The organism is Actinomadura meyerae (genome assembly GCF_900188445.1).
Classification (GTDB): Bacteria; Actinomycetota; Actinomycetes; order Streptosporangiales; family Streptosporangiaceae; genus Spirillospora; species Spirillospora meyerae.
Map to the genome: position 1 here is coordinate 67,512 of NZ_FZOR01000020.1, position 24,714 is coordinate 92,225.

Here is a 24,714-nt window from a genome sequence, read left to right on the forward strand (position 1 = left end):
AGGACCTGACATGACCGCGCTGCTGGAGATGACCGGGATCCGGGCGGGCTACGGCGGCGTCCGGGTCCTGGACGACGTCGCCGTGACGGTCGGGGAGGGCGAGTTCGTCGTCCTGCTCGGCCCGAACGGCGCCGGCAAGAGCACCACGCTGAAGGTGCTGTCCGGACTGCTGAAGCCGTCCGCGGGGACGGTCTCGTTCGCGGGGAAGGACATCACCCGGGTCCCCGGGTGGCGCCGCACCGGCCTCGGCATCGGGCACGTCCCCGAGGGGCGCCGGATCTTCCCCGACCACACGGTGCTGGAGAACCTCCAGCTCGGCGCGTTCCCGCTGCGGCGCGGCCGCGCCCGGACCCAGCGGCTGATGGACGAGGTGCTGGAGCTGTTCCCGCGCCTCGCCGAGCGCCGCGACCAGGCCGGCGGCACCCTGTCCGGCGGCGAGGCGCAGATGCTCGCCGTGGCGCGGGCGCTGATGAGCGAGCCGAAGCTCCTCGTGCTGGACGAGCCGTCCCTCGGCCTGGCGCCGCTGAAGGCCGCCGAGCTGTTCTCCTACGTCAAGCGGCTGCACACCGAGCGCGGCATCTCGGTGCTGCTGGTGGAGCAGCTGGCCCTGATCGCCCTCCGGCTGGCGGACCGCGCCTACGTGCTGGAGCGGGGCCGTGTGGGCCTCTCGGGGACGGCCGCCGAGGTGGAGGCCGACCCCATGGTCAAGACGCTGTACCTGGGCGGCGAGTCGGCCGCCTGACCGCGTCCCTCCAAGCCCCCCATACAAAAGTCCCCTATATAAAAAGCCCCCATATAAAGGAGCCCCGGGCCGATCGGCCCGGGGCTTCCTCATGGTCTCCGTGCTACATGCCGTCGCCGTTCCAGCGGCCGGCGCTGCGGCTGCGGACCGGGCGGCTGGACAGGATCGGGGCGGGGATGGGGTCGCCCTTCTTCCAGACGCGGCCGGCGCCCCAGACGTGCGCGAGGTCGTCGGTGCGCTCGTCGGCGTGCTCCAGCGACGCGGGGTCGGCGCCCCAGTCGGCGGCGACCGGCTCGTGCTCGTGGTCGTGGTCGTGGCCGTGCTCATGGTCGTGGTCGTGCCCGTGGCCGCCCTGCAGGCGGGCGGCGTCCAGGGCCTTGGCGATGGCGACCAGGCTCTTGTCGGTGCCCGTGCCGTGCTGGACGTAGTCCTCGTCGATCTCGCCCTGGTCGCGCTGGTACTGCACCGAGGCGCGGAGGTCGGCCAGGTCGCGCTCGCTGCGGCCGGGGGAGCCGACGCCCATGTCGTGCGACGACATCGACCAGCGCATGCGGCCGCCGTCCGACGGGCCCCAGTTGATCGCCTCGCCGCCCCAGCGGACCCACTCGCTCTGGGTGTACCAGTTGAACAGCTCGCCGTCGGAGCGCAGCAGCCAGGTCGCGCCGCCCTCCATGCTGGTGAAGTGGCCGTGCTTCACCCGGGCGGGCCGGAAGAAGTAGGTGCCGAGGTCCAGCGTGCCGAAGTTGTACTCCATGTGCCCCTGGACGGTGTACGCCTCCTCGTAGCACGGGTGGTGCGCGAGGCGGTGGTCCGTCCAGCCCTCCTGGGCGTGGACGAGCCGCGTGTAGAAGCCCGTCACCGGGTCCACGTGCAGGTACTTGATGAACAGGCCGGGCATGGGGCCGGGGTTGGGGACGGCGTCCCACTTCATCGCCTCGGAGTCGATGACGATGACGTCCTCGCGGGCGTCCTTCCAACGCGGCGCCTCGACGCTCTGCACCGGGTCGAATCCGGCGTCGCCGTACTCGCGGTAGTGCAGGATGCGGGTGCCCTCGCTGAAGGTGATGGCGTCGGTCGGGACGCCCTTGGGCGCGTACGCGTAGCCGCCCTTGCCGATCCGCCGGCCGCCGTAGGTCATCGACCCTTCGAGCACGTGGTACTCGGTGTTGGCGTGGTGGATGCCGGGGCCGCGGCCCCAGTCCGTGTGGAAGTCGATGCGGAGCGAGCAGGACCCGTCCTCCTCGTCGACCGAAAGGCGGCGCTCGCTGGCGCGGCCCTCGCCGCCCACGAGCTCCGCGGCGTGCCATACGTAGTCGTTCTCCTGGATCAGTTCCACGTGCGGTCGCAAAGGAGCCACCTCTTTCGATGTAGGGAAATGTGAGACCGGGCCCGCCGGAACGGGGTGGGCCCGGTGGTGGGTGAGCGAGCGGGTCGTCAGCGGTCCCGCAGCTCGCGCTTGAGGACCTTGCCCGCGCCGTTGCGGGGCAGGGCCGGGAGGAAGTCGACGCTGCGCGGCACCTTCGGGCCGGACAGCCGCTCGCGGCAGTGGGCCACCAGGTCGTCGGCGGTGACGGACGCGCCCGGCTGGACGACGACGTACGCGGCGACGCGCTCGCCCCACTGCTCGTCCGGGTGCCCGACCACGGCGCAGTCGGCGACGCCGGGGAAGTCGCCGAGCACCTCCTCGACCTCGCGGGGCGCGATGTTCACCCCGCCGGAGATGATCATGTCCTTCTTGCGGTCGACGATGTAGATGAAGCCGTCCTCGTCGCGGACGACGATGTCGCCGCTGGTGAGGAAGCCGTCCTCGGTGGTGCAGGCGGCGGTGGCTCCGTCGTCGCGCAGGTACCCGTTCATCAGGAACGGGGAGCGGCTGAACAGCTCCCCGCGCTCGCCCGGTCCGACGGGGTCGCCCGCCGCGTCCACGACGCGGACCTCGGTCATGTACCAGGGCAGGCCCACCGACCCGGTGCGCGCGGCGTCGGCCGGGCGGCAGTTGGTGACGATGCCCGCCTCGGTGGAGCCGTACAGCTCGTGGACGCCGGCGTGCGGGAACGCCTCCATGACCCACGCCTTCAGGGCGGCGGGCAGCGCCGCCGCGTTGAAGTACAGCGTGTCGAGGCTGGAGGCGTCGTGGCGGCCGAGGGCGCCGGACGAGCGGAGCGTCTGCGCGTGCGTCGGGACGAGGAACGCCGACTGCGCGCGGTGCCGCTCGGCGAGGGCGAGCATGTGCTCGGGGTCCCACTTGGGCAGCATCACCACGGTGCCGCCGGCGACGACCGGGGCGTAGTCGAAGACCATCCCGGCGCCGTGGTACATCGGCGCCACGGCGAGGCTGACGCGCCGCGAGCCGAGGCCCCACTCCATCGCCGACAGGTAGCACATGAGGGTGCGCGCGCGGTGGCTGCTGAGGACGCCCTTGGGCTTCCCGGTCGTGCCCGAGGTGTAGTAGAGGCAGCACGCGTCGTTCTCGTCGACGGGGACCCGCGGGTCGTCCGTCCGCGCCGACTCGAGCGCCTTGTCGTAGGAGTCCGCTCCCGCGCCGCCGATCCGCAGCACCACCTCCGCGGGGGCCTGCGGCTCCTCGTCGGAGATGTGGGCGCGGGCGCCCGAGTGCTCCATGATGTAGGCCGTCTCGGCCTCGGTGAGCCGCGTCCCGATCGGGACGAGGACCAGCCCGGCCTTCGCCGCCGCGGCGATGACCTCCGGGTACTCCAGCCGGTTCCCGAGCCGGACGGCCACGCGGTCGCCGGGCCGCAGCCCGCGCGCGAGCAGGGCCTGGGCGAGCCGGTTCGCCCGCTCGTCCAGCGCCCGGTAGGTGAGACTCCTGTCGCCGTCGACCACGGCGACGGTGTGCGGTGTCGAGGCGGCGAACTCCCGCACGCCCCCGGCCATGGTGAGCGCCGCGCCGCCGGGGTGTACTGCCATGTCCCACCTCCGTGTTCCGTAGATCGGAATACAGTTCCGATCGGCGTACTCCGAGAGCTTGCCGGGTGCCCGCACGGGGAGTCAATGCCTGGCTTCGAGAAAGTCTGACGTTTACCGTACGATGGCCGCGTGACCGTCGAGAGAGCATCGGACCGGCCGCCCGCCCCCGTCCCGGCGTACGCCGAGATCGCGGCCCAGCTGCGCGACAGGATCATCGCCGGGGAGTTCCGGCCCGGCGACCGGCTGCCGATCGAGCCGGAGCTGTCGGCCGAGCACGGGGTCAGCCGCAGCACCGTCCGGGAGGCCCTCCGGCTGCTGGCCAGCCAGAACCTGATCACCACCACCCGCGGCGTCGCCGGCGGCAGCTTCGTCGCCTACCCGCAGCCCGACCAGATCACCGAGTACCTGGCGACCAGCCTCAACCTGCTCGCCCTGGACACGCAGATCACGGTCGACCAGCTGCTGGAGATCCGGGAGATGCTGGAGGTGCCGGCCGCCGGGCTGGCCGCGGTGCGCGGCACCGCCGAGGGCCGGGCCGAGCTGCGCGGTTCGCTGTTCGACCCGAGCACGCTCGACCCGGCGGAGATCTTCGCGCCCAACCGGCACTTCCACGCCGTCCTGCTGAAGCTGGCGGGCAACCCGTTCCTGGAGGTCGTCACCCAGCCGGTGTTCCGGGTGCTCAACGAGCGGTTCCTGCGCGAGAACGCGCCCACCCGGTTCTGGTACGGGGTCGACCACGACCACCGCGCCATCCTCGACCGCATCGAGGCCGGGGACGAGGCGGGCGCCCGGGAGGCGTGCCACGCGCACCTGGAGAACCTGCGCGAGACCTACACCACCATCGACCGCACCCGCCTCGCCGGCTCCCGACCCGGCCCGCCCGGCCACTAACCGATCCTCACCTCGTCGATGAGGGTGCGCTGGTAGCAGGCGCCGTCCCTGATCCACTGCCACACGCGGCTGCGGTTCCGGCCGTCCTCGCTGAGGTGGATCAGCTCGAACAGGCGCAGGTCGTCGCCCTCCGCCTTGTAGATCCAGTTCAGGTAGACGACGCGGTCGTCGAGCTCCCAGAACTCGCCGCGCAGCCGCTCGGTGTCGAACGTGCAGTGCCCGTTCCCTCGGTAGACGCCGGGGAAGACGCGCGTCTCGGTGCGCCCGTCGGGCCAGGTGTACTCGTTGACCTGGTGGTAGTCGTACTCGCCGTCCTCGGGGAAGCTGCAGGTCAGCAACGACTCGTGCCGGTCCGTCAGCGTCCCGGAGGCGTCGATGTAGGTGTAGGTGCCCCGCCATTTGCCCGCGTGCCTGGCGAGCAGCGGCATGTCCTCGCGGATCGTTCCCATGGGTCTTCCTCTCCTGCGGGGTCGAAGGTCAGCGGGGGGCGGTGAGGCGGGCGATCGAGTCCCGCTGGCGTTCGGTGAACCAGGCCCGGTCGGGCGCGCGGCCGTCCAGCCCGTTGGGGCGCTCGACGTCGTGCCGCGCGTACTCCTCGGCCCACAGGCCGGGCTTGACCCGCGACGGCAGGTTGCCCATGCCGGGGCGGGCGCGGGTGCGGCGCAGCGCGGCCAGGTCGATCTCGGCGGAGGCGACGATGCTCTCCCCGCCGGCGGCCTCGGCCAGCACCCGGCCCTCGTAGTCGATGACCTTGGAGCCGCCGGACGTGGAGTCGCCGGGGATCGGGATGCCGTGCAGGCCGCCGCTATTGGCCGAGACCACGTAGGCGAGGTTCTCCACGGCGCGGGCGCGCCGGCCGATCTCCTTCGGCGTGAGCGCCGGGCTCGTGACCTCCGACGTCGAGTGGCAGAACACCTCGGCGCCGCGCAGCGCGAACGCCCGCGCCAGCTCGGGGTAGAGGATCTCCTCCGAGGCGATGCAGGCCAGGGCGCCGATCCCGGTCCTGGCCACGGGGAGCACCGCGTCCATGCCGTAGAGGTCGAGGTAGCGGTCCCACACGTCGTACGGCGTGGGCGAGTACAGCGAGTGCAGGCGCCGGTAGCGCAGCACCACGGCGCCCGCCGGATCGAGGACGAAGGACGCCTGGAAGTACAGTTCGGGGAAGTGCGGGTCGCTCTCGTAGGCGTTCCCGGCCAGGTAGAGCCCCTCGCGCGCCGCGATGCCGGCGAGCGCCTCGTACTCGGGGCCGTCGGGGGCGAGCGCGGCCATGTCCCGCCAGCGCTCGACGGGCTCGCCCATCGGGAAGCCGCTGAGGACGTACTCGGGCAGCACCACGAGCCGCAGGTCGGGGCCCACCCAGCGCTTGGCGGCGGCGACCTCGGCGCCGATCCGGGCGATGGACGCCGCCATGGCGTCGCGCGCCTCACCGGGCGACAGGCCGTTGACGGCCTCCGTCCGTGTCTGCAGTGCCAGCGCCCGGTAGTCGGTTCGCGGCGGTTCCGGGGTCGGATCCACGGCCTGCCCACCTCCCTCTTTCGTCGGAACGCCGTTACGCTAAGCGGAATATTAAGCGGCATGCAAGGGGGTCGGGGTCTTGACGGGAGAAAAGTCTGACCTTTAGGTTCGGTGTCAGCCCCCCGGAGAGGGGTGCCATCCGAGGAGGTGCGGGTTGACCGTCCATGAGGCCCAGATCGGCCGGTACTACGAGGACTTCGCCGTCGGCGACGTGTTCCGGCATCCGTTCGGCCGCACGATTGGCGAGACCGACAACACCTGGTTCACGCTGCTGACCCTGAACACGAACCAGAACCACTTCAACGCCGACTTCGCCGGCCGCTCGCCCAGCGGCAAGATCATCGTCAACTCGGGGCTGACCGTGGCGCTCGTCCTCGGCCTGTCGGTGATCGACGTCAGCCAGAACGCGCTGCTGAACCTCGGCTGGACCGACATCCGCCTCACGCACCCGGTGTTCGTCGGAGACACGATCTACGCCGAGTCGCTCATCACCGGGACCCGCGAGTCGGCGTCCCGCCCCTACGCCGGGATCGTCACCGCCCGGACCCGCGGCCTGAACCAGGACGGCGACGAGGTCGTCTCCTGGACCCGGACCGTCATGGTCTACAAGCGGGACGCCCCGCACGACAAGGGCTACTTCCCCGAGGCCAAGAACGGTCCGCTCACGGCATGAGGATCACCTACGGGCCGTGGGGCGAGACCATGGCCGAGATGGTCGCCGCCGCGCGCGCCGCGGAGGAGGCCGGGGCGGAGGCCCTGTGGGTCCCCGAGCTGCACCGCAGCGCCACGGTGTCGGCGGCGGCCGTCGCCGCCGGCACCTCCCGCGCCCAGGTGGGCACCGCGATCGCGCTGGCGTTCACCCGCAGCCCGATGACCACCGCGCTGGAGGCCCTCGACCTCGCCGAGCTGTCCCGCGGGCGGTTCGTCCTCGGCCTCGGCAGCGGCGTGCGGCGGCTCAACGAGGACTGGCACGGCGTGCACTGGGAGCGCCCGGCGGCGCGGCTCCGCGAGACCGTCCGGATCATCCGGCACTTCGCCGAGCACGCCGCGTCCGGCGAGCCGATGACCGTCGAGGGCGAGCAGGTGAGCCTGCGGGTGCGCGGCTACCAGCGGCCGTTCCCGTCCGTCCCGTTCCCGATCTACCTGGCGGGCATGGGACCGGTCATGACCCGGCTCGCGGGGGAGATCGCCGACGGCTGGATCTCGCACGAGCTGTGCTCGCCGGACTGGCTGCGCGAGCGCGCCCTGCCGCTGCTGCGCCCCGGCGTGGACGCGGTCGTCTCGGCGGCCTGCTCCATCGACCCCGACCCGGCGGCGGCGCGCCGCCGCGCGGCCGGGCTCGCCGGGTTCTACGCCTCCGTGCGGACCTACGCCGACTTCTTCGCCTTCCACGACCTCGCCGCCGAGCAGGACAAGGTCGTCGAGGCGTTCCGGGCCGGCGCCCGCGCCGACGACCTCGCCGCCGCCGTGCCGGACCGGATGGTCGACGCGCTCACCCTGTCCGGCACCGCCGACCAGGTCGCCGAGCGCATCGCCGGGTACGCCGGGCACGCCACCACGATCAAGCTGACGCCGCCCACCCACGGGCTCGACCCCGCGGAGACCCGCACCGCGCAGGCCCGCATCATCGACCTGATCAAGGAGCTGACATGAGGCCGCTGGAGGACGTGCGCATCGTCTCCCTGGAGCAGTACGGCGCGGGTCCGTTCGGCTCCCTGCACCTCGCCGACCTCGGCGCCGAGATCATCAAGATCGAGGACCCCCGCACCGGCGGCGACGTCGGCCGCTACGTCCCCCCGTACGCCGAGGGGGAGGACTCGCTGTTCCACGAGGCGTTCAACCGCAACAAGCGGTCGGTCTCGGTGGACCTGTCCACCCCCGCGGGCCGGACGGTGTTCGAGGAGCTGGTCCGGGTCTCCGACGCGGTCTACTCCAACCTGCGCGGCGACGTCCCCGCCAAGCTCGGCATCACCTACGACGACCTCAAGCACATCAACCCGCGCATCGTGTGCTGCTCGCTCACCGGGTTCGGGATGACCGGGCCGCGCGCCAAAGAGCCGGGCTACGACTACATCCTGCAGGGCCTCGCCGGCTGGATGGACCTCACCGGCGAGCCGGACGGGCCGCCCGCCAAGTCGGGCCTGTCCCTGGTCGACTACTCGGGCGGCTACGTCGCGGTGCTGTCGCTGCTGGCCGCGCTGCACGCCGCCCGCCGCGACGGCGTCGGCATGGACTGCGACGTCTCCCTCTACGACACCGCGATCTCGATGCTCACCTACCCGGGCGTCTGGCACCTCAACGCCGGGTTCACGCCCGTCCGCACCCGGCACTCGGCGCACCCGTCGCTCGTGCCCTTCCAGAACTTCCGCGCCAAGGACGGCTGGCTCGTCGTCGGCTGCGCGAAGGAGAAGTTCTGGCAGCGGCTCACCGCCGTCCTGGAGCGGCCCGACCTCGCCGAGGACCCGCGCTTCGCGACGTTCGCCGACCGGCAGCGCAACGCCGCCGACCTGCTCGGCATCCTCGAACCGCTGTTCCTGACCCGGACCGTTGCCGAGTGGCTGGAGCCGCTGTACGCCGCCTCCATCCCGTGCGGGCCGGTGAACGACGTGGCCGCGGCGCTCGCCGAGGAGCACACCGCGGCCCGCAACCTGGTCGTGGAGACCGAGCACCCCCGCTACGGGACGCTGAAGAACCTCGCCTCGCCGGTCCGGGCGGGCGCGGAGCCGCCCTCCTACCGGCGCGCCCCGCAGCGCGGTGAGGACCTCGCGCACGTCACCGCCGAGGTGCTCGGGTTCACCGGCGAGCGCGTCGCGGAGCTCGCGGCGGCCGGCGCGTTCGGCCCCGACCACCCGTTCGGCCCCGCGCCGGACCGCGCGGACGGCGGGGATCCGGCATGACGGTCGCCCGCGAACTGGCCGGCTGGGCGCTCGGGCTCACCCTCGACGACGTCCCCGAGACCGTCCGCCGCGCCGCCGTCCGGCACGTGCTGGACGGCATCGGCTGCGCGGCCGCCGCCGCCCGGCGCCGGGCCGCGACCGCCGCCGTGCTCACCGCCTGCGACCTCGGCGGGGGCTGCGCGGAGGCGACCATCATCGGCGGGCCGCCCGGCGCGATGCGGGTGACCCGCGCCGAGGCGGCGTTCGCCAACGGCGTCCTGATGCACGCGCTCGACTACGACGACACCCACGCGGGCGGGCTCGTGCACGCCTCCGCACCCGTCGTCCCCGTCGCGCTGGCGGAGGCGGAGGCGCTCGGTCTCACCGGCGAGGACCTGCTGCTCGGCGCCATCGTCGGGCTGGAGACCGTCTGCCGGCTCGGCGCCGCCGCCCCGCACGGCTTCCACGCCCGCGGGCTGCACGCCACGGCCGCCTGCGGGGTGCTCGCGGCGGCGCTCACCGCGGCCCGGATGCGCGGGCTCCTTCCGGACACCGCCGTCCACGCGCTCGGCATCGCGGGCAGCCAGGCCGGCGGCCTGCTGGAGTTCCTCAACACCGGCGCGTCCACCAAGCAGCTCCACCCGGGGTTCGCCGCGCGCGGGGGAGTGCTCGCCGCGACCCTCGCCTCCCACGGCGCCACCGGGCCCGACTCGGTCGTCGAGGGCGAGTACGGCCTGTACGGCGCGCTGCTCGGCCGCCGCGTCGAGCCCGCCGCCGTCCTGGACGGGCTCGGCGAGCGGTGGGAGCTGGCCCGCATCACCGTCAAGCCGTATCCGGCCTGCCAGCTCATGCACGCCCAGCTCGACGCCGCGCGGCGGCTGCACGGCACCGCGGTCGAGAGCATCACCGCCGAGGTCCACCCGGACGCCGCGGCCATCGTCTGCGGTCCGGGCAAGGAGCGGCCGCGCACGTCCTACGACGCGAAGTTCAGCCTGCCCTGGAGCGTCGCCGCGATGGTGCTCGACGGCGAGGTGACCGCCGCGACCTACGACGCGATCGACCGCCCCGAGGTGCTCGACCTCGCCGCCCGCGTCCGCACGGAGGTGGTCGCGTTCGGCGGGGCCGCCGCCGACCAGCCGGGGCGGCTGCGCGCGGTCACCCCCGGCGGCGAGGCCGTCACCGCCGAGGTGCCGCGCAGCGGCGGCGGCCCCGGCGACCCGCACATCGACGCGACCGTGCGGGCCAAGGCGATCGCCAACCTCGGCTCGGCGGACCGCGCCGACCTGATCCTCGGCCTGGCCGGCCTGCCGTCGGTCCGGCCGCTGCTCACCAGTCTGGAGGAAGAGTGACTGTTCGGCTGCCCGCCTTCGCGGGGACGATCGAAGGCGCCTACGAGCGGGCCTTCGCCGCGCTCGCCGAGGCCGGTGCCGCGCCGGGCGACGTCGTGCACGTCGTCGAGTACGCCACGGCCGCCGCGCTCGGCGCCTACGCCGAGGTGGAGGCCGCCCGCGGCGCCGCGCTCGGCGGCCACCGCGCCCCGGTCGCGACCGTGGCGGTGGAGGCCCTGCCCGGCGGCGAGGACCTCTCGGTCGAGCTGACCGCCTACCCGGGCGGCGGCGAGCTGGTCGAGGCCGCCCCGGACGAGGGCCTGCACCGCGGCGCGCTGCGCATCGCGGGCGGCATCGTCTACCTGCCGAGCATCCACCCGCGCGGCGGCGACTTCCGCAGCCAGTACCGGCAGTGCCTGGAGCAGGCCGCCGAGCTGCTGAAGGCCGCCGGGCTCGGGCTCGGCGCGCTCGTGCAGACCACCGACTACACGGCCTCCGCCACCCGCGCCGAGTACCCGCGCTGCGGCCGCCCCCGCAAGGAGCTGCTCGGCACCGCCGACGGGGTGTTCCCCGGCGCGGCGGGCATCATCGTCGACCAGCCGGTCATGCCGGGCGCGATGGTGTCGCTCGACGCGATCGCGTCCACGGCGGAGCTGCGCACCGTCAACCCCGGCTGGAAGCGGTACGACACCCTCACCTATAAGCCGGGCGTCGCGGCCGGCGACACGCTGTTCATGTCGGGCTTCGGCGCGCTGGAGCCGGCGACCCAGAAGGGCATCTTCGACGGCGACCTGCTCGCCCAGGCCGAGTACACCTACGCGTCCATCGCCGCGACGCTCCGCGAGGCGGGCCTCGGCGACCGGCCGCCGTACCCGAGCGTCGTCCGGCTCGTCGAGTACATCACCCCCGCCGCGGTGGAGGGCTACGAGCAGGTCGCCGAGATCCGCCGCAAGTACTTCGGGGACGGGCCGGCGCTGTCGTCGGTGGTGTGCTCGGCGCTGCTGCGCCCCGACTTCCTGATCGAGGTCGTGCCGACGGCGGTCCTGAAGTGAGCGGGGTCGCGGCCTCTGGAAGGGGTGCGGCATGAGCCTGCTGACCGAGGAGATGAAGGCGCTCGTCGGGCGCGAGGTCGTCTACACCGCGCCCGAGGAGCTGGGCCGCGCGTCGATCCGGTACTTCGCGGAGGCCGTCGGCGACGCCAACCCGCTCTACACCGACGACGCCTACGCGCGCGAGCACGGGTACCCCGGGGTGGTCGCCCCGCCGACGCTGATCTTCGAGACGAACCAGTACACCGGCCTGCGCCGGGACGACGACGGCTTCGCCGGGCACAGCTGGCACCTGGACGTGCCCGGCACCCGGCTGGTGCGCGGCGGCAACGCCTACACGTTCCACCGGCCCGTCCGCCCGGACGACGTCGTCACCGCCACCTGGCGGATCACCGACATCACCGAGCGGGTCAACGCGCGCGGGCAGGCGATGCTCATCGTCACCTCGACCGCGACGTACACCGACCGGCACGGCGAGCCGCTCGCCGCCAACGAGGAGACCCTGATCTACGTGGAGATCGCATGACGGCCGCGGGGGAGGCGGTGCCGGAGCTGGTGCGCCGCATCGAGCTCGCCGACATGGTCGCCTACGCCGGCGCCACCTGGGACTGGCACCGGATGCACTACGACCCGGCGTTCCTGGAGCCGCGGAAGCTGCCCGCGCCCGTCGTGGACGGCCAGGTGTTCGGGGCGCTGCTCGCCGAGCAGGTGCAGGACTGGCTCGGCCCGTCCGCGCACCTGGTCACGCTGTCCTTCCGGTTCAGGAACCTGGTGTTCGCGGGGGAGACCGTCCGCTGCACCGGCACCGTCACCGAGGCGCGCGACGGCCTGCTGACCATCGAGCAGCAGGTCTCGGTCGTGGCGGACGGCCGCGTCGCGGTCGCGCCCGCGGGCTGCGAGGTGCGGCTCGGCGGGGGGACGCCGTGACCGTCGCGATCGCGGGCGCGGCCGAGTCCGACCTCGGCGTGACCGGCAAGTCGATCCTCGGCCTGCAGGCGCAGGCCGTCACCCGGGCGCTGGACGACGCGGGCCTCGCGCTCTCCGACGTCGACGGCCTCGCCACGACCGGGATCTCCCGGTTCTCCGCCACGCAGCTCGCCGACTACCTGGGCATCGAGCCGTCCTGGACGGACTCGACGTTCGCCGGCGGGTCGGCGTTCGAGATGTTCGTCGCGCGGGCGGCGCAGGCGATCGAGGCGGGGCAGTGCAGCACGGTCCTCATCACGTTCGCGTCGAACCAGCGGTCCGCGCGGTCCCGGTCGCTCGGCGGCGTGCTCGACCCGCACACCCCTGAGGCGGTGTTCGAGTCGCCGTACGCGCCGCTGTACCCGATCTCGTACTACGCGATGGCGGCCCAGCGGTACCTGCACGCCTACGGCGCCTCCCGCGAGCAGCTCGCCGAGGTCGCCGCCGCCGCCCGCGAATGGGCGCTGCTCAACCCCAAGGCGTTCCGGTACGGCAAGGGGCCGCTGACCGTCCCGGACGTCCTGGACGCGCCGATGGTCTCCACGCCGCTGACCACCGCCGACTGCTGCCTGGTCACCGACGGCGGCGGCGCGGTCGTGGTCACCTCCCTGGAGCGGGCCCGCGACCTGCGCAAGCCCCCGGCGATCGTGCTCGGCTACGGCGAGTCGACCACCAACACCAGCATGACCTCGGCCCCCGACCTGCTGCGGCCCGGCTCGTTCGACTCCGGGCGGCGGGCGTTCGCGATGGCCGGGCTCGACCCGTCCGACGTCGACGTCGCCGAGGTCTACGACTCGTTCACGATCACGGTGCTGCTGACCCTGGAGGGGCTCGGCTTCTGCGCGCCCGGCGAGGCCGCCGGGTTCGTCGCGGACGGCCGGATCCGCCCCGGCGGCGGCCTCCCGCTCAACACCAACGGCGGCGGCCTGTCCTACTGCCATCCCGGCCAGTACGGGCTGCTGCTGCTCGTCGAGGCCGTCCGGCAGCTGCGCGGCGAGTGCGGGGACCGGCAGGTCGCCGGCGCCGAGATCGCGCTCGCGCACGGCACCGGCGGCATCCTGTCCAGCCACGCCACCGTCCTGCTGGGAGCGGACCGATGATCGAGGACGAATGGTGGGACGCGACCCGCGAGCGGCGCCTGCTCGTCCAGCGCTGCGCGTGCGGGCACGCCCAGCACTACCCGCGCGAGCTCTGCACCGCCTGCGGCGGCACGTCGCTGGAGTTCGAGGAGGCGTCCGGGCTCGGCGCCGTCGACTCCTTCACGGTCGTGCACCGCGCGCCCGCCCCGGACCTCGAGGTCCCCTACACGGTCGCCCGGGTCCGGCTCGCCGAAGGCCCGGTCATCCTCAGCCACCTGGACGGCCCCGGGCCGTGGGCGTGCGACGAGCCGGTCCGGCTCGGCTGGCGCCCGCTGCCCGGCGGCCGCAACCTCCCGATCTTCACCAAGGACGCCTGATGGACTTCGAACTGAGCGAAGAGCAGCGCCTCTTCCGCGACACGCTCCGCGACTTCGTCGACCGCGAGATCCGCCCCGTGGTCCAGGAGTGGGAGGCCGCCGACCGGTACCCCACCGAGATCGTCGAGACGATGAAGGAGCTCGGCCTGTTCGGGCTGACCGTCCCGGAGGAGTACGGCGGGCTCGGCGCCGACATGGTCTCCTTCGCCCTCGTCTTCGAGGAGATCTCCAAGGGCTGGATGGGCATCGCCGGCATCCTCGGCAGCCACTCGCTGTCCTGCTGGATGATCGCCCGGCACGGGACGCCGGAGCAGAAGGACCGCTTCCTGCCCGACCTCGCCGCCGGGCGGCGCCGCACCGGCATCGGCCTCACCGAGCCGGGCGCCGGCACCGACCTGCAGGGCATCACCACCACCGCGCGCCGCGACGGCGACCACTACGTCATCGACGGGCGCAAGACGTGGATCACCAACGCCCGGCACGCGAGCCCCCTGCCCGTCCTGGTCAAGACCGACCCCACCGCGTCCCCGGCGCACCGGGGCATGTCGGTCCTGCTCGTGGAGGACGGCTTCGAGGTGCTGCGGGACCTGCCCAAGCTCGGCTACAAGGGCACCGAGTCCTGCGAGATCGTGTTCGACGGCGTCCGCGTCCCGGCCCGGAACCTGCTCGGCGGCGTCGAGGGGCGCGGCATGCAGCAGGTGCTGTCCGGGCTGGAGACCGGCCGCATCAACGTCGCCGCCCGGTCGCTCGGCATCGCCCAGGCCGCCTACGACGAGGCGCTGCGCTACGCGGCGGAGCGGGAGGCGTTCGGCCGCCCCATCCAGGACTTCCAGGCCATCCAGCTGAAGCTCGCGGACATGGCGATCAAGGTGCAGGCCGCGCGGCTGCTCGTCTACTGGGCCGCGTCCCGCGCCGACGCCGGCGACCGCGTCGACATGCAGGCGGGGATGGCCAAGACGTTCGCCAGCGAGGCCGCGATCGAGTGCGCGCTCGCGTCGATGCAGGTCCACGGCGGCTACGGCTACTCCAAGGAGTTCGCCGTCGAGCGCCTCTACCGGGACGCGCCGCTGATGAGCATCGGCGAGGGCACCAACGACATCATGCGCACCGTCATCGCCAAGGCCCTGACCTCCGGCAAGGAGACCGTCGGATGAGGACCACCGCGCTGTACGTGCCGGGGGACCGCCCCGACCGTCTCGCGAAGGCCCTGCGCAGCGGCGCGGCGGAGCTGATCGTCGACCTGGAGGACGCGGTGCCCGTCGCCGCGAAGGAGCGCACCCGCGCCGAGGTCGCCGCCCGGCTCCGGACGCTGCCGCCGGACCGGCCGGCGGTGACCGTCCGGATCAACCCCGGCGAGCAGGGCCTCGCCGACGCCCGCGCGGTCGCCGGGCCGGGGCTGGACGGCCTCTGCGCCGCCAAGACCGAGAGCCCCGCCGACCTGCGCGCCCTGGACGGGGTGCTCACCGCCGCGGGCCTGCCGGAGCTGCCGGTCGTCCCGCTGCTGGAGTCGGCGGCGGCGGTGTTCGCGGCGCGGGAGATCGCGTCGGCCCCCCGCGTCGCGGGCCTCCAGCTCGGCGAGGCGGACCTGGCCGCCGACCTCGGCGTCACGCCGGGGCCGGACGAGGCGGAGCTGCTGTGGGCGCGGTCGCAGGTGGTCGCGGCGTCCGCCGCCGCCGGGCTGCCCGCCCCGATCGCCCCGGTCTCCACCGAGTTCCGGGACCTGGACGCCTTCCGGGCGACGACGCTGCGGCTCAAGCGGCTCGGCTTCCACGGCCGCGCCTGCATCCACCCCGCCCAGCTGCCGGTCGCCGACGAGGTCTTCACCCCGTCGCCGGAGGAGGTCGAGCGGGCCCGCGCGCTGCTCGCGGGCTACGAGGAGTCGCTCGCCTCCGGCTCGGCCGTCTTCACCGACGCCGCCGGCCGCCTGGTGGACGAGGCCGTCATCCGCACCGCCCGCCGCCTCCTCAGCTGACCGGCGGGCGGCCGGCCGGTGACGGCACCACCGGCACGAGGAAAGGCGGGGCCGCCGGCCGCCCGCCGCGGTCACTCATCGGCGAACGCGGCGTCCATGCCCCGCGCCTGCTCCTCCTCGGTCGTCCGCATCCGGAACAGCCGGTCGATGATCGTGCCGACGAGGTAGGTGACGGCGAAGGCGTAGGCGGCGACGGCGAGCACCGCGACGACCTGCTTGCCCAGTACCGAGGCCGGGCCGCCGTAGAACAGCCCCGGCGCGCCGCGCTCCCAGCCGGTGGACAGGAACCCGAGCGCCACCACTCCGACGATCCCGCCGGCGCCGTGGATCCCGGCGACGTCGAGGGTGTCGTCGTAGCCGGCGACGAGCTTCAGTTCCACCGCGTAGGTGCACACGAGCGCGGCCACCACGCCGACCGCGAACGCGCCCTCGACGCTGACGAAGGCGCAGGACGGGGTGATGGCGACCAGGCCCGCCAGCGCGCCGCTGGTGGAGCCGAGCTTGGTCAGATGCCGGAAGCGGAGCCATTCCAGCGTCCGCCAGGCGAGCATCCCGGCGCAGCCCGCGATCATCGTGCTGACGAACGCGCGGGTCGCCAGCGCGCCGTCGGTCAGCGCCGACCCGGCGTTGAAGCCGAACCAGCCGAACCACAGCAGGCCGAGGCCGAGCAGCACGAACGGGATGTTGCCGGGGCGGGGCCCCGCGCCGCGCCGGAACGCGATGCCGCGCCCGAGCACGAGCGCCATCGCGAGCCCGGAGACGCCGGAGTTCAGCTCGACGACGAGCCCGCCCGCGAAGTCCATGACGCCCCATTCGCTGAGCCATCCCGAATCGGCGAAGACCCAGTGCGCGATCGGGAGGTAGACCACCGTGACCCACACGACGACGAACAGGATCCACGGCCCGAACCGGGCGCGGCCCGCGATCGAGCCGCTGATCAGCGCGACCGTGATGATCGCGAACGTGAGCTGGAAGCAGACGTAGATCTGCTTCGGGATGGCGCCCTGCAGCGCGGTCGGCGCGATGTGCCCGAGCCGCCAGTCGCCCCAGCCGATGAGCCCGAGGCCGCCCGCGTCCTCGCCGAACGCGATCCCGTACCCGTAGAGGAACCACAGGATCGTCACCACGCTGATCGAGATGAAGCTCATGTAGAGCATCGACAGCATGTTCTTCGAGCGGACCATGCCGCCGTAGAAGAAGGCGAGGCCGGGAGTCATGAGGAGCACCATCGCGGTGCTCACCATGAGCCAGGCGGAATCCCCCGTATTGAGGCCCGACGGCATATGCGAACCCATCGTCGATCCGTCTCTCCCGGGTATGCGGCGGGTGAGCTTCCGCCTTCATGGTGTGCTTCCGGGAGGTCCGGCAAACTCGACATTCCATGCCTTGACCAATGATTTGCCGCCAACGGTTTTTCTCGGTGGGGTAACGCGGGAAGCGTCCTTCTTGTCGTGCACGTCGATGAATGCCGGGTCGCTCGGGCGATGGGGATTTCCGGCGATCTGTGAGGAGCATCCATGGCGTCATCGCCGCCGTCCGCGGACGCGCCCCGCGAATCGCCCGGCGAGCGCCCGGCCCCCGCCTCCGAGCGGGCGAAGGACGCCCTCCTGACGATCCCGCGGGGCGTCGCACAGGTCGACTTCCAGCCCAGCGTCTGGACGGGGCTGCTCTTCATCGTCGCGCTGTTCGTCGGCGGCTGGCAGTTCGGCGCGTTCGCACTGCTCGGCGTCGTGACCGCCACCGTGACCGCGCACCTGCTGGGGGTCGACCGGGACCGCATCTCGATGGGTCTCGAAGGCTTCAACGGGACCCTCATCGGTGTCGCGCTGGTGCTCTACCTGGGGGCGGACTGGTCGACGGTCCCGCTCGTCATCGGCGGGGCGGTCGCGGGCAGCGTGCTCACCGCGGCGATGAACGCCGTGCTCACGCCGTACGACCTGCCCACATTCACCGCGCCGTTCTGCGTCGTCGCCCTGGTGATGGCGATCGGCGCGCCGTCCTACGCCCGCGTCTGGGCCGGCCACACCAACACCGCCCCGCCGTCCGCCACCGACCCCGGGACCGCGATGACGTGGACCGACTTCTGGCACGGGTTCTTCAACGGGGTCGGGCAGGTGTTCTTCCAGGACACGTGGTACGTGGGGCTGATCTTCCTCGTCGGGCTCGCCGTGTCGAGCCCGCTGGCCGCCGGGGCCGCGGCCGTGTCCAGCCTCATCGGCCTGCTCACCGGCTGGTGGCTCGGCGCGCAGGCGGCCGACCTCGGCGCCGGCCTGTACGGCTACAACGCGGTGCTGACCGGGATCGCGCTGACCGGGACGTTCCTCGTGCTCAGCCCGGCCGGCGCGGTCTACGCGGTGATCGGGGCGGCGACGGCCGCCGGCCTCACCGCCGGTCTCACCAACCTGTTCAACGTGGTCGGCGGCCACACCCTGACCTGGCCGTTCGTGCTAGTCACCTGGGTGTTCCTGGCCGCCGTCCCGATCTTCTCCAGGATCCGGCGGCCCGCATGAGGGGGCGCCGCCGTCCGCGTCCCGGGGGCATCCGGGCAGAAAGGGGCATCGATGAACCTGTCACCACGAGAGATCGACAAGGCGCTCATCTTCACCGTCGCGCAGATGGCGGAGCAGCGCCGGCGGCGCGGCCTGAAGCTCAACCACGGCGAGACGGTCGCGCTGATCAGCTCCGCGATCGTGGAGGCCGCGCGGGACGGCAAGACCGTCTCCGACTGCATGGAGCTGGGCAAGAAGGTCGTCGGCCCGGACGACGTGCTGCCCGGCGTGCGCGGCATGCTGTCGCTGATCCAGGTCGAGGCCGCCTTCGACGACGGCACCAAGCTCGTCTCCTGCCACGACCCCGTCGGCGGCGGCAGGTGACGGAGGCTCCCGGCCGCGCCGTCCTGCGGGTCGGCGGGCACGAGAGCGCCCCCGCGGCCGGGATCACCGGCCCCGGGCGGGGGCTGCGGACCGCGCTGCGGGACCGGCCGCGCGCCGTCGCGGTCCCGATGACGCTGGGCCGCGACCCGGACCTCGCGCCCGCGGCGGCGCAGACCCTGGCCTGGGCGGCGCGCGACCGGGCGCCGGGCGACCTGCTGCTCGCCGGGCCGCTCGGCACCGTCACGCACCTCGTGGGGTGGATCCGCGCCGCGGTCGAGCGCGCCGTGCGGGCGGCGCCGGGCCTGGACGCCGCGCTGCTGGTGGCACCCGCCGCCGGACCCGGCGCCGACGCCGAGCTGTTCAAGGTCGCGCGGCTGGTCTGGCACCACCTGCCGGTCCGCCGGGTGGAGGTCGCCTTCGATGGCGGCGAGCCCGGCGTGGCCGAGGGGGTGGAGCGCTGCCGGCTGCTGGGGGCCCGCCACGTGGCGGTGGTGCCCGCCTCGCTCGTCCCGCCCCCGCCCTGCCGCAGGGCGGCCGCCGCCGGGCCGCTGCTCGCCCCGGCGGCCGTGGCGGCGCTGGTCCGCGAGCGCGCCGCCGAAGCGGAGCGGCGCTGGGCGCACGCCCGCGACGACGGCCTCGCCGCGGCGGCGGGGCACGGGCACGGCCACGGGCACGCTTTTTCCGGAAACACCGAGACGACCCTGGAGGGGATGACCGCTCATGGCTGAGGACGTCTACATATTCGGCGACGGCGACCTGGAACTGAATTCCGGTCAGCGCCGGGAGACGCTGACCGTGCAGAATACCGGGGACCGGGCCGTCCAGATCGGCTCGCACTTCCATTTCTTCGAGGTCAACCGGGCGCTGAGCTTCGACCGGGAGAAGACCTTCGGAATGCGGCTGGACATTCCGGCGGGAACCGCCGTCCGGTTCGAGGCCGGCGACACCAAGGAGATCCAGCTCGTCGAGTACGGCGGCGGAATGCGCATCGTCGGGTTCGGGGGGCTGCTCAACGGCAGCGTCCGGTCCAAGTCCGCGCGGGAGGCCGCCTTCAGCCGGATGCACGAGTGGGGCTACCTGGACACCGAGGCGCCGAGCGGCGACGGGTCGGGCAACGGGCACCGGGCCCCCGCCGAGCGCGGCGCCCGCGCGAAGGCCGGCGCCGGCCGGTCGAGGAGGGGCTGACGATGGCGACCACGATCTCCCGCCAGAAGTACGCGAGCATGTACGGCCCCACCGTGGGCGACCGCATCCGCCTCGCCGACACCAACCTGGTGGTGGAGGTGGAGAAGGACTACAACGAGGGCCACTACGGCGACGAGACCCAGTACGGCGGCGGCAAGACCGCCCGGGACGGCATGTCCGCCGACCCGGCCTCGCTGAGCGCGACGACGACGCTGGACACGGTCATCACCAACGTGGTGATCATCGACCCGCTGCTCGGTGTCGTCAAGGGCGACATCGGCATCAAGAACGGGCGGATCGCCGGGGTCGGCAAGTCCGGCAACCCGCACACTCAGAACGGGGTGGACCGGCGGCTGATCGTCGGGGTGGGCACCGAGGTGATCTCCGGGGAGAACCTCATCGCGACCGCCGGCGCCATCGACTCCCACGTCCACTTCCTCGCGCCGCAGCAGGCGCAGCACGCGCTGAGCAACGGCACCACCACGCTGCTCGGCGGCGGCACCGGGCCCGCCGACGGCAGCCGCGGCACCACCTGCACGCCGGGACCGTGGAACATCTCCCGCATCCTGCAGGCCTACGAGGACATCCCGATCAACATCGCCGTCTACGGCAAGGGCAACGGCAGCCTGCCCGGCCCGCTGGACGAGCAGCTGCGCGCCGGCGCCTGCGGGCTGAAGGTGCACGAGGACTGGGGCACCACGCCCTCGGTCATCGACTGCGCGCTGCGCGTCGCCGACGACCACGACGTGCAGATCTCCATCCACACCGACACGATGAACGAGGCCGGTTTCGTGGAGGACACGATCAGCGCGATCGACGGCCGCGCGATCCACACCTACCACTCCGAGGGCGCCGGCGGCGGGCACGCGCCCGACATCCTGCAGATCACCTCCGAGCCGAACGTCCTGCCCGCCTCGACCAACCCGACGCTGCCCTACACGGTCAACTCGGCGGACGAGCTGCTGGACATGACGATGGTCTGCCACCACCTCAGCTACGACGTCCCGGAGGACCTCGCGTTCGCCGAGAGCCGCGTCCGGCCGGAGACCATCGCGGCGGAGACGGTGCTGCACGACCTCGGCGTCATCAGCATCATCGGGTCGGACTCGCAGGCGATGGGCCGGGTCGGCGAGTCGGTCACCCGCGCCTTCCAGGTCGCCCACCACTGCAAGGACAAGCGCGGCCCGCTGCCCGAGGACTCCTCGCGCAACGACAACACCCGCGTGCTGCGCTTCCTGTCCAAGGTCACCATCAACCCGGCCCGCACCTGCGGGATGGCGAACGAGATCGGGTCGCTGGAGGACGGCAAGCTCGCCGACATCGTGCTGTGGCCGGTCCGCTCGTTCGGGGCGAAGCCGGCCATGGTCATCAAGGGCGGGCTGATCAGCTGGGCGCAGATGGGCGACCCGAACGCCTCGCTGCCCACCCCGCAGCCGGTCTACTTCCGGTCGACCTTCGGCGCGTTCGGCAGGGCGCTGCGCGAGACCTGCGTGACGTTCATGTCGGACGCGGCGATCTCCGAGGGCGTCCCGGAGAAGCTCGGCCTGGAGCGGATCATCCGGCCGGTGCAGCAGTGCCGCACCGTCGACAAGCGGCACATGATGTACAACTCCACGCTGGCCGAGGTCAGGGTGGACCCGGAGACGTACCGGGTCACGGTGGACGGGGAGCGCGTCACCATCGACCCGGCGAGCTCGCTGCCGCTGAACCGGCTGCACTACATCGCATGACCGGCGTCCGGGCGGAGGGGAGGCCGGGGGCCGGCGGGCTGGAGACGCTGCTCGCGCAGCTGCAGCTCACCGACTCCGGCTTCCCCAGCGGGCTCTACACCCTGTCGCACGGCCTGGAGGGCCACACCCAGCTCGGCCTGGCCGGCGCGGACGACCTGCCCGTGCTGGTGGCGGACCTGGTGCGGGCGGCGGGCACCGGCGACGCGGCGGCGCTGGCGCTGGCGCACCGGGCGGTGACCGCCGGCGACTGGGACCTGGTCGTGGAGACCGACCGCAGGCTGCACGCGCTGAAGCTCGGCCGCGAGCAGCGGACGGCGTCGGTGCGCACCGGCCGGCAGGTGCTGGAGAACGCCGGGCCCGCGTTCGGGTCGGCCCCCGCCGCCCGGCTCGCCGGGCTCGTCGCGGACGGTGCCGCGCCGGGCACCCACCCGGTCGCCGTGGGCGTGATCCACGCGGGGCTCGGCGTGCCCGTCCGGGACGCCGTCGCGAGCGACCTGTACGCGTTCGCGGCGAGCTGCGCGGCGGCGGCGGTCCGGCTCGCCCGGATCGACTTCCGGCGGGCGCAGGCGCTGCTGCGCGAGCTGCGGCCGGATCTCGTCCGCGCGGCGGAGACGGCGCTGGCCGCCCGGGACCCCCGCGACCTGCACGCCTCGACGCCCGCCGCGGACGCGGTCGCCGCCCTGCACGAACGGGCCGAGGCCCGCCTGTTCATCACCTGAGAGAGCGAGGACGGACGCCATGGAACTGGACCAGGTCTACAAGGTCGGCATCGGCGGGCCGGTGGGGTCGGGCAAGACGGCCCTCATCGAGGCGCTGGTCCCGATCCTGGTGGAGCGCGGGCACCGGCCCGGCGTGATCACCAACGACATCTACACGCAGGAGGACGCCCGGCACGTCCGCCGCACGCTGGCGGGCACGCTGGACGCCGAGCGCGTCGTCGGCGTCGAGACGGGGGCGTGCCCGCACACCGCCGTGCGGGACGACCCCACGATGAACCTCGCGGCGGCGGCGGAGCTGCTCGACCGGTTCCCCGACATCGACGTGCTGCTGTTCGAGAGCGGCGGCGACAACCTGACGCTCACCTTCAGCCCGGCGCTCGCGGACGTGTACGTGTTCGTCCTCGACACCGCCGAGGGGGAGAAGATGCCGCGCAAGCGCGGTCCGGGTACCACCGACTCCGACCTGCTGGTCATCAACAAGATCGACATCGCGCCGTACGTGCGCACCGACCTCGCGGTGATGGAGGGCGACGCGCGGAGGGTGCGCGGGACGCGGCCCGTCGCGCTGACCGACTGCCTCACCGGGACCGGGGTCGCGGAGGTCGCGGACTTCGTCCTGAAGCGCCGGGAGGCGCTGTGCTCACCGGCGTGACGGCCCCGCCGGAGGGCGTCCCCGGCGGGCTCGACCGGGCGGCGCCGGAGCGGTGCGCGCCGGGGTGGCTGCCCGCCGGGGTGGCGCGGTACGCCGCGGTGCCGGACACGCTGCCGGTCGGCGCGCCGGGCAAGGTCGGCGTGCTGGAACTCGGCTTCGCGGTCGCGGGCGGCCGGACGGAGCTGACCGGCTGCTTCCAGAAGGCGCCGCTGCACACCACCCGCCCGCTGTACCCGGACACCGGCCGGCCCGGCATGCCGTACGTGCTGGTCATGACGGCCGGCGCCGGCGTCCTGCAGGGCGACCGGTACCGGCTCGCGCTGGACTGCGGGCCGGGGACGGCCGTGCACGTCACCACCCAGACCGCCACGCGGATCTACCGGATGGAGCACGACTACGCCACCCAGGTCGTCGACCTCGCCGCCGGGCCGGGCAGCCACGTCGAGTACCTCCCCGCGACCACGATCCCGTTCGGGGAGTCGCGGTTCTACCAGCGCATGAGCGTCACCGCCGACCCGGAGTCGACGGTCGTCATCGGCGAGAAGCTGATGGCCGGGCGGCTCGCCCGCGGCGAGTGGCACGCCTACGACGCCTACTGCACCGACCTGGAGGTCCGCGACCCCGGCGGCCGGCTGCTCTTCGCCGACCCGCTGCGGCTCATCCCGGCCGAGCACGGCCCCGGCGGACCCGCCGTCATGGACGGCTTCGGGCTCATGGCGTCGCTGTACGTCGTCACCGGGACCAGGCCCGCTCGGGAGGTCGCCGACGCCATGCACGAGGCGCTCGCCGGGACGGGGCTGCGCGGCGGGGCGAGCATCCTGCCCGGCGGAAGCGGGGCGTGGGCGCGGATGCTCGGCGACCGATCCCCGGAGGTGGACGCCGCGTTCCACCGCACCTGGGACGCCGCGCGCCGGCTGCTCCTCGGCGTCCCCGCACCGCGCCCGGGTGCGGGCGCGTGAAGGAACCGCTGCGGGGACGCCTGCACGACCGCGAGCGGGCCGAGGCCCGGGTCCTCCACCCGCACGAGGGGCGGCCGCCCCTGCCAGGGCTGAAACCGAGGGTGATCGGGGAGATCGCGGTGGGCGGTGCGCTCGGCGCGCTCGCCCGTTACGGGCTCACCCAGGCGATCCCGGCGGCCAGGCTCGGGTTCCCCTGGAACACCTTCACCGTCAACATCCTCGGCTGCCTGGTCATGGGCGTCCTGACCAGCTACCTGCTCGGGGGCCGCGCGCACCCCTACGTGCGGCCGCTCGCCGTGACGGGCTACCTGGGCGGGTTCACGACGTTCTCGCACCTGATCGACGGCGTCTACACCCTCGGTGACGGAGGCGAGCCGTCCCTCGCCGTCCGCTACGCGCTGATCAGCGTCGCCGCCGGCTGGGCCGCGATCGCCGTGGGAATGGCGATCGGGCGCAGGATCCCGCACCGCGACCCCGGGAGCGCGCCGTGACGACCTTCGTCGTGGTGCTCCTCGTGCTCGCGGGCGGCGCCGTGGGCGCCTCGCTGCGCTACGTCCTGGACGGCTACGTGAAGGCCGCCGCCGGCAAGTCCATGCCGTGGGGGACGCTCGCGGTGAACCTGCTCGGCGCGGGCGCGCTCGGCGCCCTGCACGGGGCGGGGACCGGGACCTACGTCGAGGCGCTGATGGGAACCGGCCTGTGCGGCGCGCTGACCACGTTCAGCACCTTCGAACTCGACACCGTCCACCTGATCCAGGACGGCGCGTACACCCGGGCGGCCGTGAACGCGGCGGGCAGCCTGCTCCTCGGGTTCGCCGCCTTCACCGCCCTGCACGCGGCCTTCGCCTAGCCGGCCTCACCTCCGGCCCGACA

At 73.5% G+C, this 24,714-nt stretch carries 28 protein-coding genes; 23 read left to right on the plus strand and 5 right to left on the minus strand.

Annotated features, from left to right (window positions below; translation table 11 throughout):
* Positions 1–10: 10 nt before the first annotated feature.
* On the plus strand, positions 11–742 hold the full coding sequence (locus CHF16_RS20965) for an ABC transporter ATP-binding protein (RefSeq protein ID WP_089327781.1): 732 nt from the start codon (positions 11–13) through the stop codon (positions 740–742).
* Positions 743–845: 103 nt separating this feature from the next.
* Here the strand turns inward: CHF16_RS20965 and CHF16_RS20970 are convergent, their stop codons facing one another.
* Positions 846–2,090, minus strand: a complete 1,245-nt coding sequence (locus tag CHF16_RS20970) for a DUF4437 domain-containing protein (RefSeq protein ID WP_179271627.1) — start codon at positions 2,088–2,090, stop codon at positions 846–848.
* An 86-nt stretch (positions 2,091–2,176) separates the two neighbouring features.
* The gene (locus CHF16_RS20975) at positions 2,177–3,670 is read right to left on the minus strand and encodes a class I adenylate-forming enzyme family protein (protein WP_089327783.1); all 1,494 of its coding nucleotides are present in this window, start codon (positions 3,668–3,670) and stop codon (positions 2,177–2,179) included.
* Between the two features lie 129 nt (positions 3,671–3,799).
* Between CHF16_RS20975 and CHF16_RS20980 the strand changes: the two genes are divergently transcribed.
* Positions 3,800–4,561 (plus strand): FadR/GntR family transcriptional regulator, encoded by a 762-nt coding sequence (locus CHF16_RS20980; RefSeq protein ID WP_089327784.1) that lies wholly within the window; start codon positions 3,800–3,802, stop codon positions 4,559–4,561.
* Here the strand turns inward: CHF16_RS20980 and CHF16_RS20985 are convergent.
* Positions 4,558–5,010 carry a DUF3598 family protein gene (locus CHF16_RS20985; RefSeq protein ID WP_089327785.1) on the minus strand — a complete coding sequence of 151 codons (453 nt, stop codon included), beginning with the start codon at positions 5,008–5,010 and terminating at the stop codon, positions 4,558–4,560. The genes CHF16_RS20980 and CHF16_RS20985 overlap by 4 nt on opposite strands.
* Before the next feature lie 28 nt (positions 5,011–5,038).
* On the minus strand, positions 5,039–6,076 hold the full coding sequence (locus tag CHF16_RS20990) for a nitrilase-related carbon-nitrogen hydrolase (protein ID WP_218826759.1): 1,038 nt from the start codon (positions 6,074–6,076) through the stop codon (positions 5,039–5,041).
* A gap of 154 nt (positions 6,077–6,230) precedes the next feature.
* Between CHF16_RS20990 and CHF16_RS20995 the strand changes: the two genes are divergently transcribed.
* Genes CHF16_RS20995 through CHF16_RS21045 form a run of 11 tightly spaced genes read left to right on the plus strand, consistent with a single transcriptional unit; the run spans position 6,231 to position 15,723 of the window.
* On the plus strand, positions 6,231–6,749 hold the full coding sequence (locus CHF16_RS20995; protein WP_089327786.1) for a MaoC family dehydratase: 519 nt from the start codon (positions 6,231–6,233) through the stop codon (positions 6,747–6,749).
* The gene (locus CHF16_RS21000; protein ID WP_089327787.1) at positions 6,746–7,729 is read left to right on the plus strand and encodes an LLM class flavin-dependent oxidoreductase; all 984 of its coding nucleotides are present in this window, start codon (positions 6,746–6,748) and stop codon (positions 7,727–7,729) included. Before CHF16_RS20995 ends, CHF16_RS21000 begins: the two co-directional genes overlap by 4 nt.
* Positions 7,726–8,973 (plus strand): CaiB/BaiF CoA transferase family protein, encoded by a 1,248-nt coding sequence (locus tag CHF16_RS21005; protein ID WP_089327788.1) that lies wholly within the window; start codon positions 7,726–7,728, stop codon positions 8,971–8,973. Before CHF16_RS21000 ends, CHF16_RS21005 begins: the two co-directional genes overlap by 4 nt.
* Positions 8,970–10,301 (plus strand): MmgE/PrpD family protein, encoded by a 1,332-nt coding sequence (locus tag CHF16_RS21010; RefSeq protein ID WP_089327789.1) that lies wholly within the window; start codon positions 8,970–8,972, stop codon positions 10,299–10,301. The genes CHF16_RS21005 and CHF16_RS21010 overlap by 4 nt, the downstream gene beginning before the upstream one ends.
* The gene (locus CHF16_RS21015; RefSeq protein ID WP_245868933.1) at positions 10,298–11,332 is read left to right on the plus strand and encodes a RidA family protein; all 1,035 of its coding nucleotides are present in this window, start codon (positions 10,298–10,300) and stop codon (positions 11,330–11,332) included. Before CHF16_RS21010 ends, CHF16_RS21015 begins: the two co-directional genes overlap by 4 nt.
* A 31-nt stretch (positions 11,333–11,363) precedes the next feature.
* Complete coding sequence (locus CHF16_RS21020; RefSeq protein WP_089327790.1) at positions 11,364–11,855, plus strand: FAS1-like dehydratase domain-containing protein; 492 nt, start codon at positions 11,364–11,366, stop codon at positions 11,853–11,855.
* Positions 11,852–12,256 carry a MaoC/PaaZ C-terminal domain-containing protein gene (locus CHF16_RS21025; protein ID WP_089327791.1) on the plus strand — a complete coding sequence of 135 codons (405 nt, stop codon included), beginning with the start codon at positions 11,852–11,854 and terminating at the stop codon, positions 12,254–12,256. Before CHF16_RS21020 ends, CHF16_RS21025 begins: the two co-directional genes overlap by 4 nt.
* Positions 12,253–13,395, plus strand: coding sequence for an acetyl-CoA acetyltransferase (locus CHF16_RS21030; protein ID WP_089327792.1), 1,143 nt, complete (start codon positions 12,253–12,255; stop codon positions 13,393–13,395). The genes CHF16_RS21025 and CHF16_RS21030 overlap by 4 nt, the downstream gene beginning before the upstream one ends.
* Positions 13,392–13,751, plus strand: coding sequence for a Zn-ribbon domain-containing OB-fold protein (locus CHF16_RS21035; RefSeq protein ID WP_089327793.1), 360 nt, complete (start codon positions 13,392–13,394; stop codon positions 13,749–13,751). The genes CHF16_RS21030 and CHF16_RS21035 overlap by 4 nt, the downstream gene beginning before the upstream one ends.
* The gene (locus CHF16_RS21040) at positions 13,751–14,905 is read left to right on the plus strand and encodes an acyl-CoA dehydrogenase family protein (RefSeq protein ID WP_089327794.1); all 1,155 of its coding nucleotides are present in this window, start codon (positions 13,751–13,753) and stop codon (positions 14,903–14,905) included. The genes CHF16_RS21035 and CHF16_RS21040 overlap by 1 nt, the downstream gene beginning before the upstream one ends.
* Positions 14,902–15,723 (plus strand): HpcH/HpaI aldolase/citrate lyase family protein, encoded by an 822-nt coding sequence (locus tag CHF16_RS21045; protein ID WP_089327795.1) that lies wholly within the window; start codon positions 14,902–14,904, stop codon positions 15,721–15,723. Before CHF16_RS21040 ends, CHF16_RS21045 begins: the two co-directional genes overlap by 4 nt.
* Positions 15,724–15,794: 71 nt before the next feature.
* On the opposite strand, the gene CHF16_RS21050 is transcribed toward CHF16_RS21045, so the two are convergent.
* Positions 15,795–17,018 (minus strand): ammonium transporter, encoded by a 1,224-nt coding sequence (locus CHF16_RS21050; protein WP_342750104.1) that lies wholly within the window; start codon positions 17,016–17,018, stop codon positions 15,795–15,797.
* A gap of 222 nt (positions 17,019–17,240) precedes the next feature.
* Here CHF16_RS21050 and CHF16_RS21055 point away from each other — a divergent pair, with 222 nt between their 5' ends.
* From CHF16_RS21055 to CHF16_RS21100, 10 genes are read left to right on the plus strand one after another with little or no spacing between them, the layout of a single operon-like run.
* Positions 17,241–18,233 (plus strand): urea transporter, encoded by a 993-nt coding sequence (locus CHF16_RS21055; RefSeq protein WP_089327797.1) that lies wholly within the window; start codon positions 17,241–17,243, stop codon positions 18,231–18,233.
* A gap of 51 nt (positions 18,234–18,284) precedes the next feature.
* Entirely contained in the window at positions 18,285–18,596 is a 312-nt protein-coding gene (locus CHF16_RS21060) for an urease subunit gamma (RefSeq protein ID WP_089327798.1), read from the plus strand.
* A complete protein-coding gene (locus CHF16_RS21065) occupies positions 18,593–19,324 on the plus strand; it encodes a CbiX/SirB N-terminal domain-containing protein (protein ID WP_089327799.1) in 732 nt (243 codons plus the stop codon). The genes CHF16_RS21060 and CHF16_RS21065 overlap by 4 nt, the downstream gene beginning before the upstream one ends.
* Positions 19,317–19,781 (plus strand): urease subunit beta, encoded by a 465-nt coding sequence (gene ureB / locus CHF16_RS41900; protein WP_089327800.1) that lies wholly within the window; start codon positions 19,317–19,319, stop codon positions 19,779–19,781. The genes CHF16_RS21065 and ureB overlap by 8 nt, the downstream gene beginning before the upstream one ends.
* A gap of 2 nt (positions 19,782–19,783) precedes the next feature.
* On the plus strand, positions 19,784–21,511 hold the full coding sequence (gene ureC / locus CHF16_RS21075; protein ID WP_089327801.1) for an urease subunit alpha: 1,728 nt from the start codon (positions 19,784–19,786) through the stop codon (positions 21,509–21,511).
* Complete coding sequence (locus CHF16_RS21080; protein WP_089327802.1) at positions 21,508–22,230, plus strand: urease accessory protein UreF; 723 nt, start codon at positions 21,508–21,510, stop codon at positions 22,228–22,230. Before ureC ends, CHF16_RS21080 begins: the two co-directional genes overlap by 4 nt.
* A 19-nt stretch (positions 22,231–22,249) precedes the next feature.
* Complete coding sequence (gene ureG / locus CHF16_RS21085) at positions 22,250–22,882, plus strand: urease accessory protein UreG (protein WP_089327803.1); 633 nt, start codon at positions 22,250–22,252, stop codon at positions 22,880–22,882.
* Complete coding sequence (locus CHF16_RS21090) at positions 22,879–23,841, plus strand: urease accessory protein UreD (RefSeq protein ID WP_089327855.1); 963 nt, start codon at positions 22,879–22,881, stop codon at positions 23,839–23,841. Before ureG ends, CHF16_RS21090 begins: the two co-directional genes overlap by 4 nt.
* A complete protein-coding gene (locus tag CHF16_RS21095; RefSeq protein WP_179271628.1) occupies positions 23,838–24,332 on the plus strand; it encodes a fluoride efflux transporter FluC in 495 nt (164 codons plus the stop codon). Before CHF16_RS21090 ends, CHF16_RS21095 begins: the two co-directional genes overlap by 4 nt.
* Positions 24,329–24,691: a fluoride efflux transporter FluC gene (locus tag CHF16_RS21100; protein WP_089327805.1), complete on the plus strand. Its 363-nt coding sequence runs from the start codon at positions 24,329–24,331 to the stop codon at positions 24,689–24,691. The genes CHF16_RS21095 and CHF16_RS21100 overlap by 4 nt, the downstream gene beginning before the upstream one ends.
* The last annotated feature ends 23 nt before the right edge of the window (positions 24,692–24,714 follow it).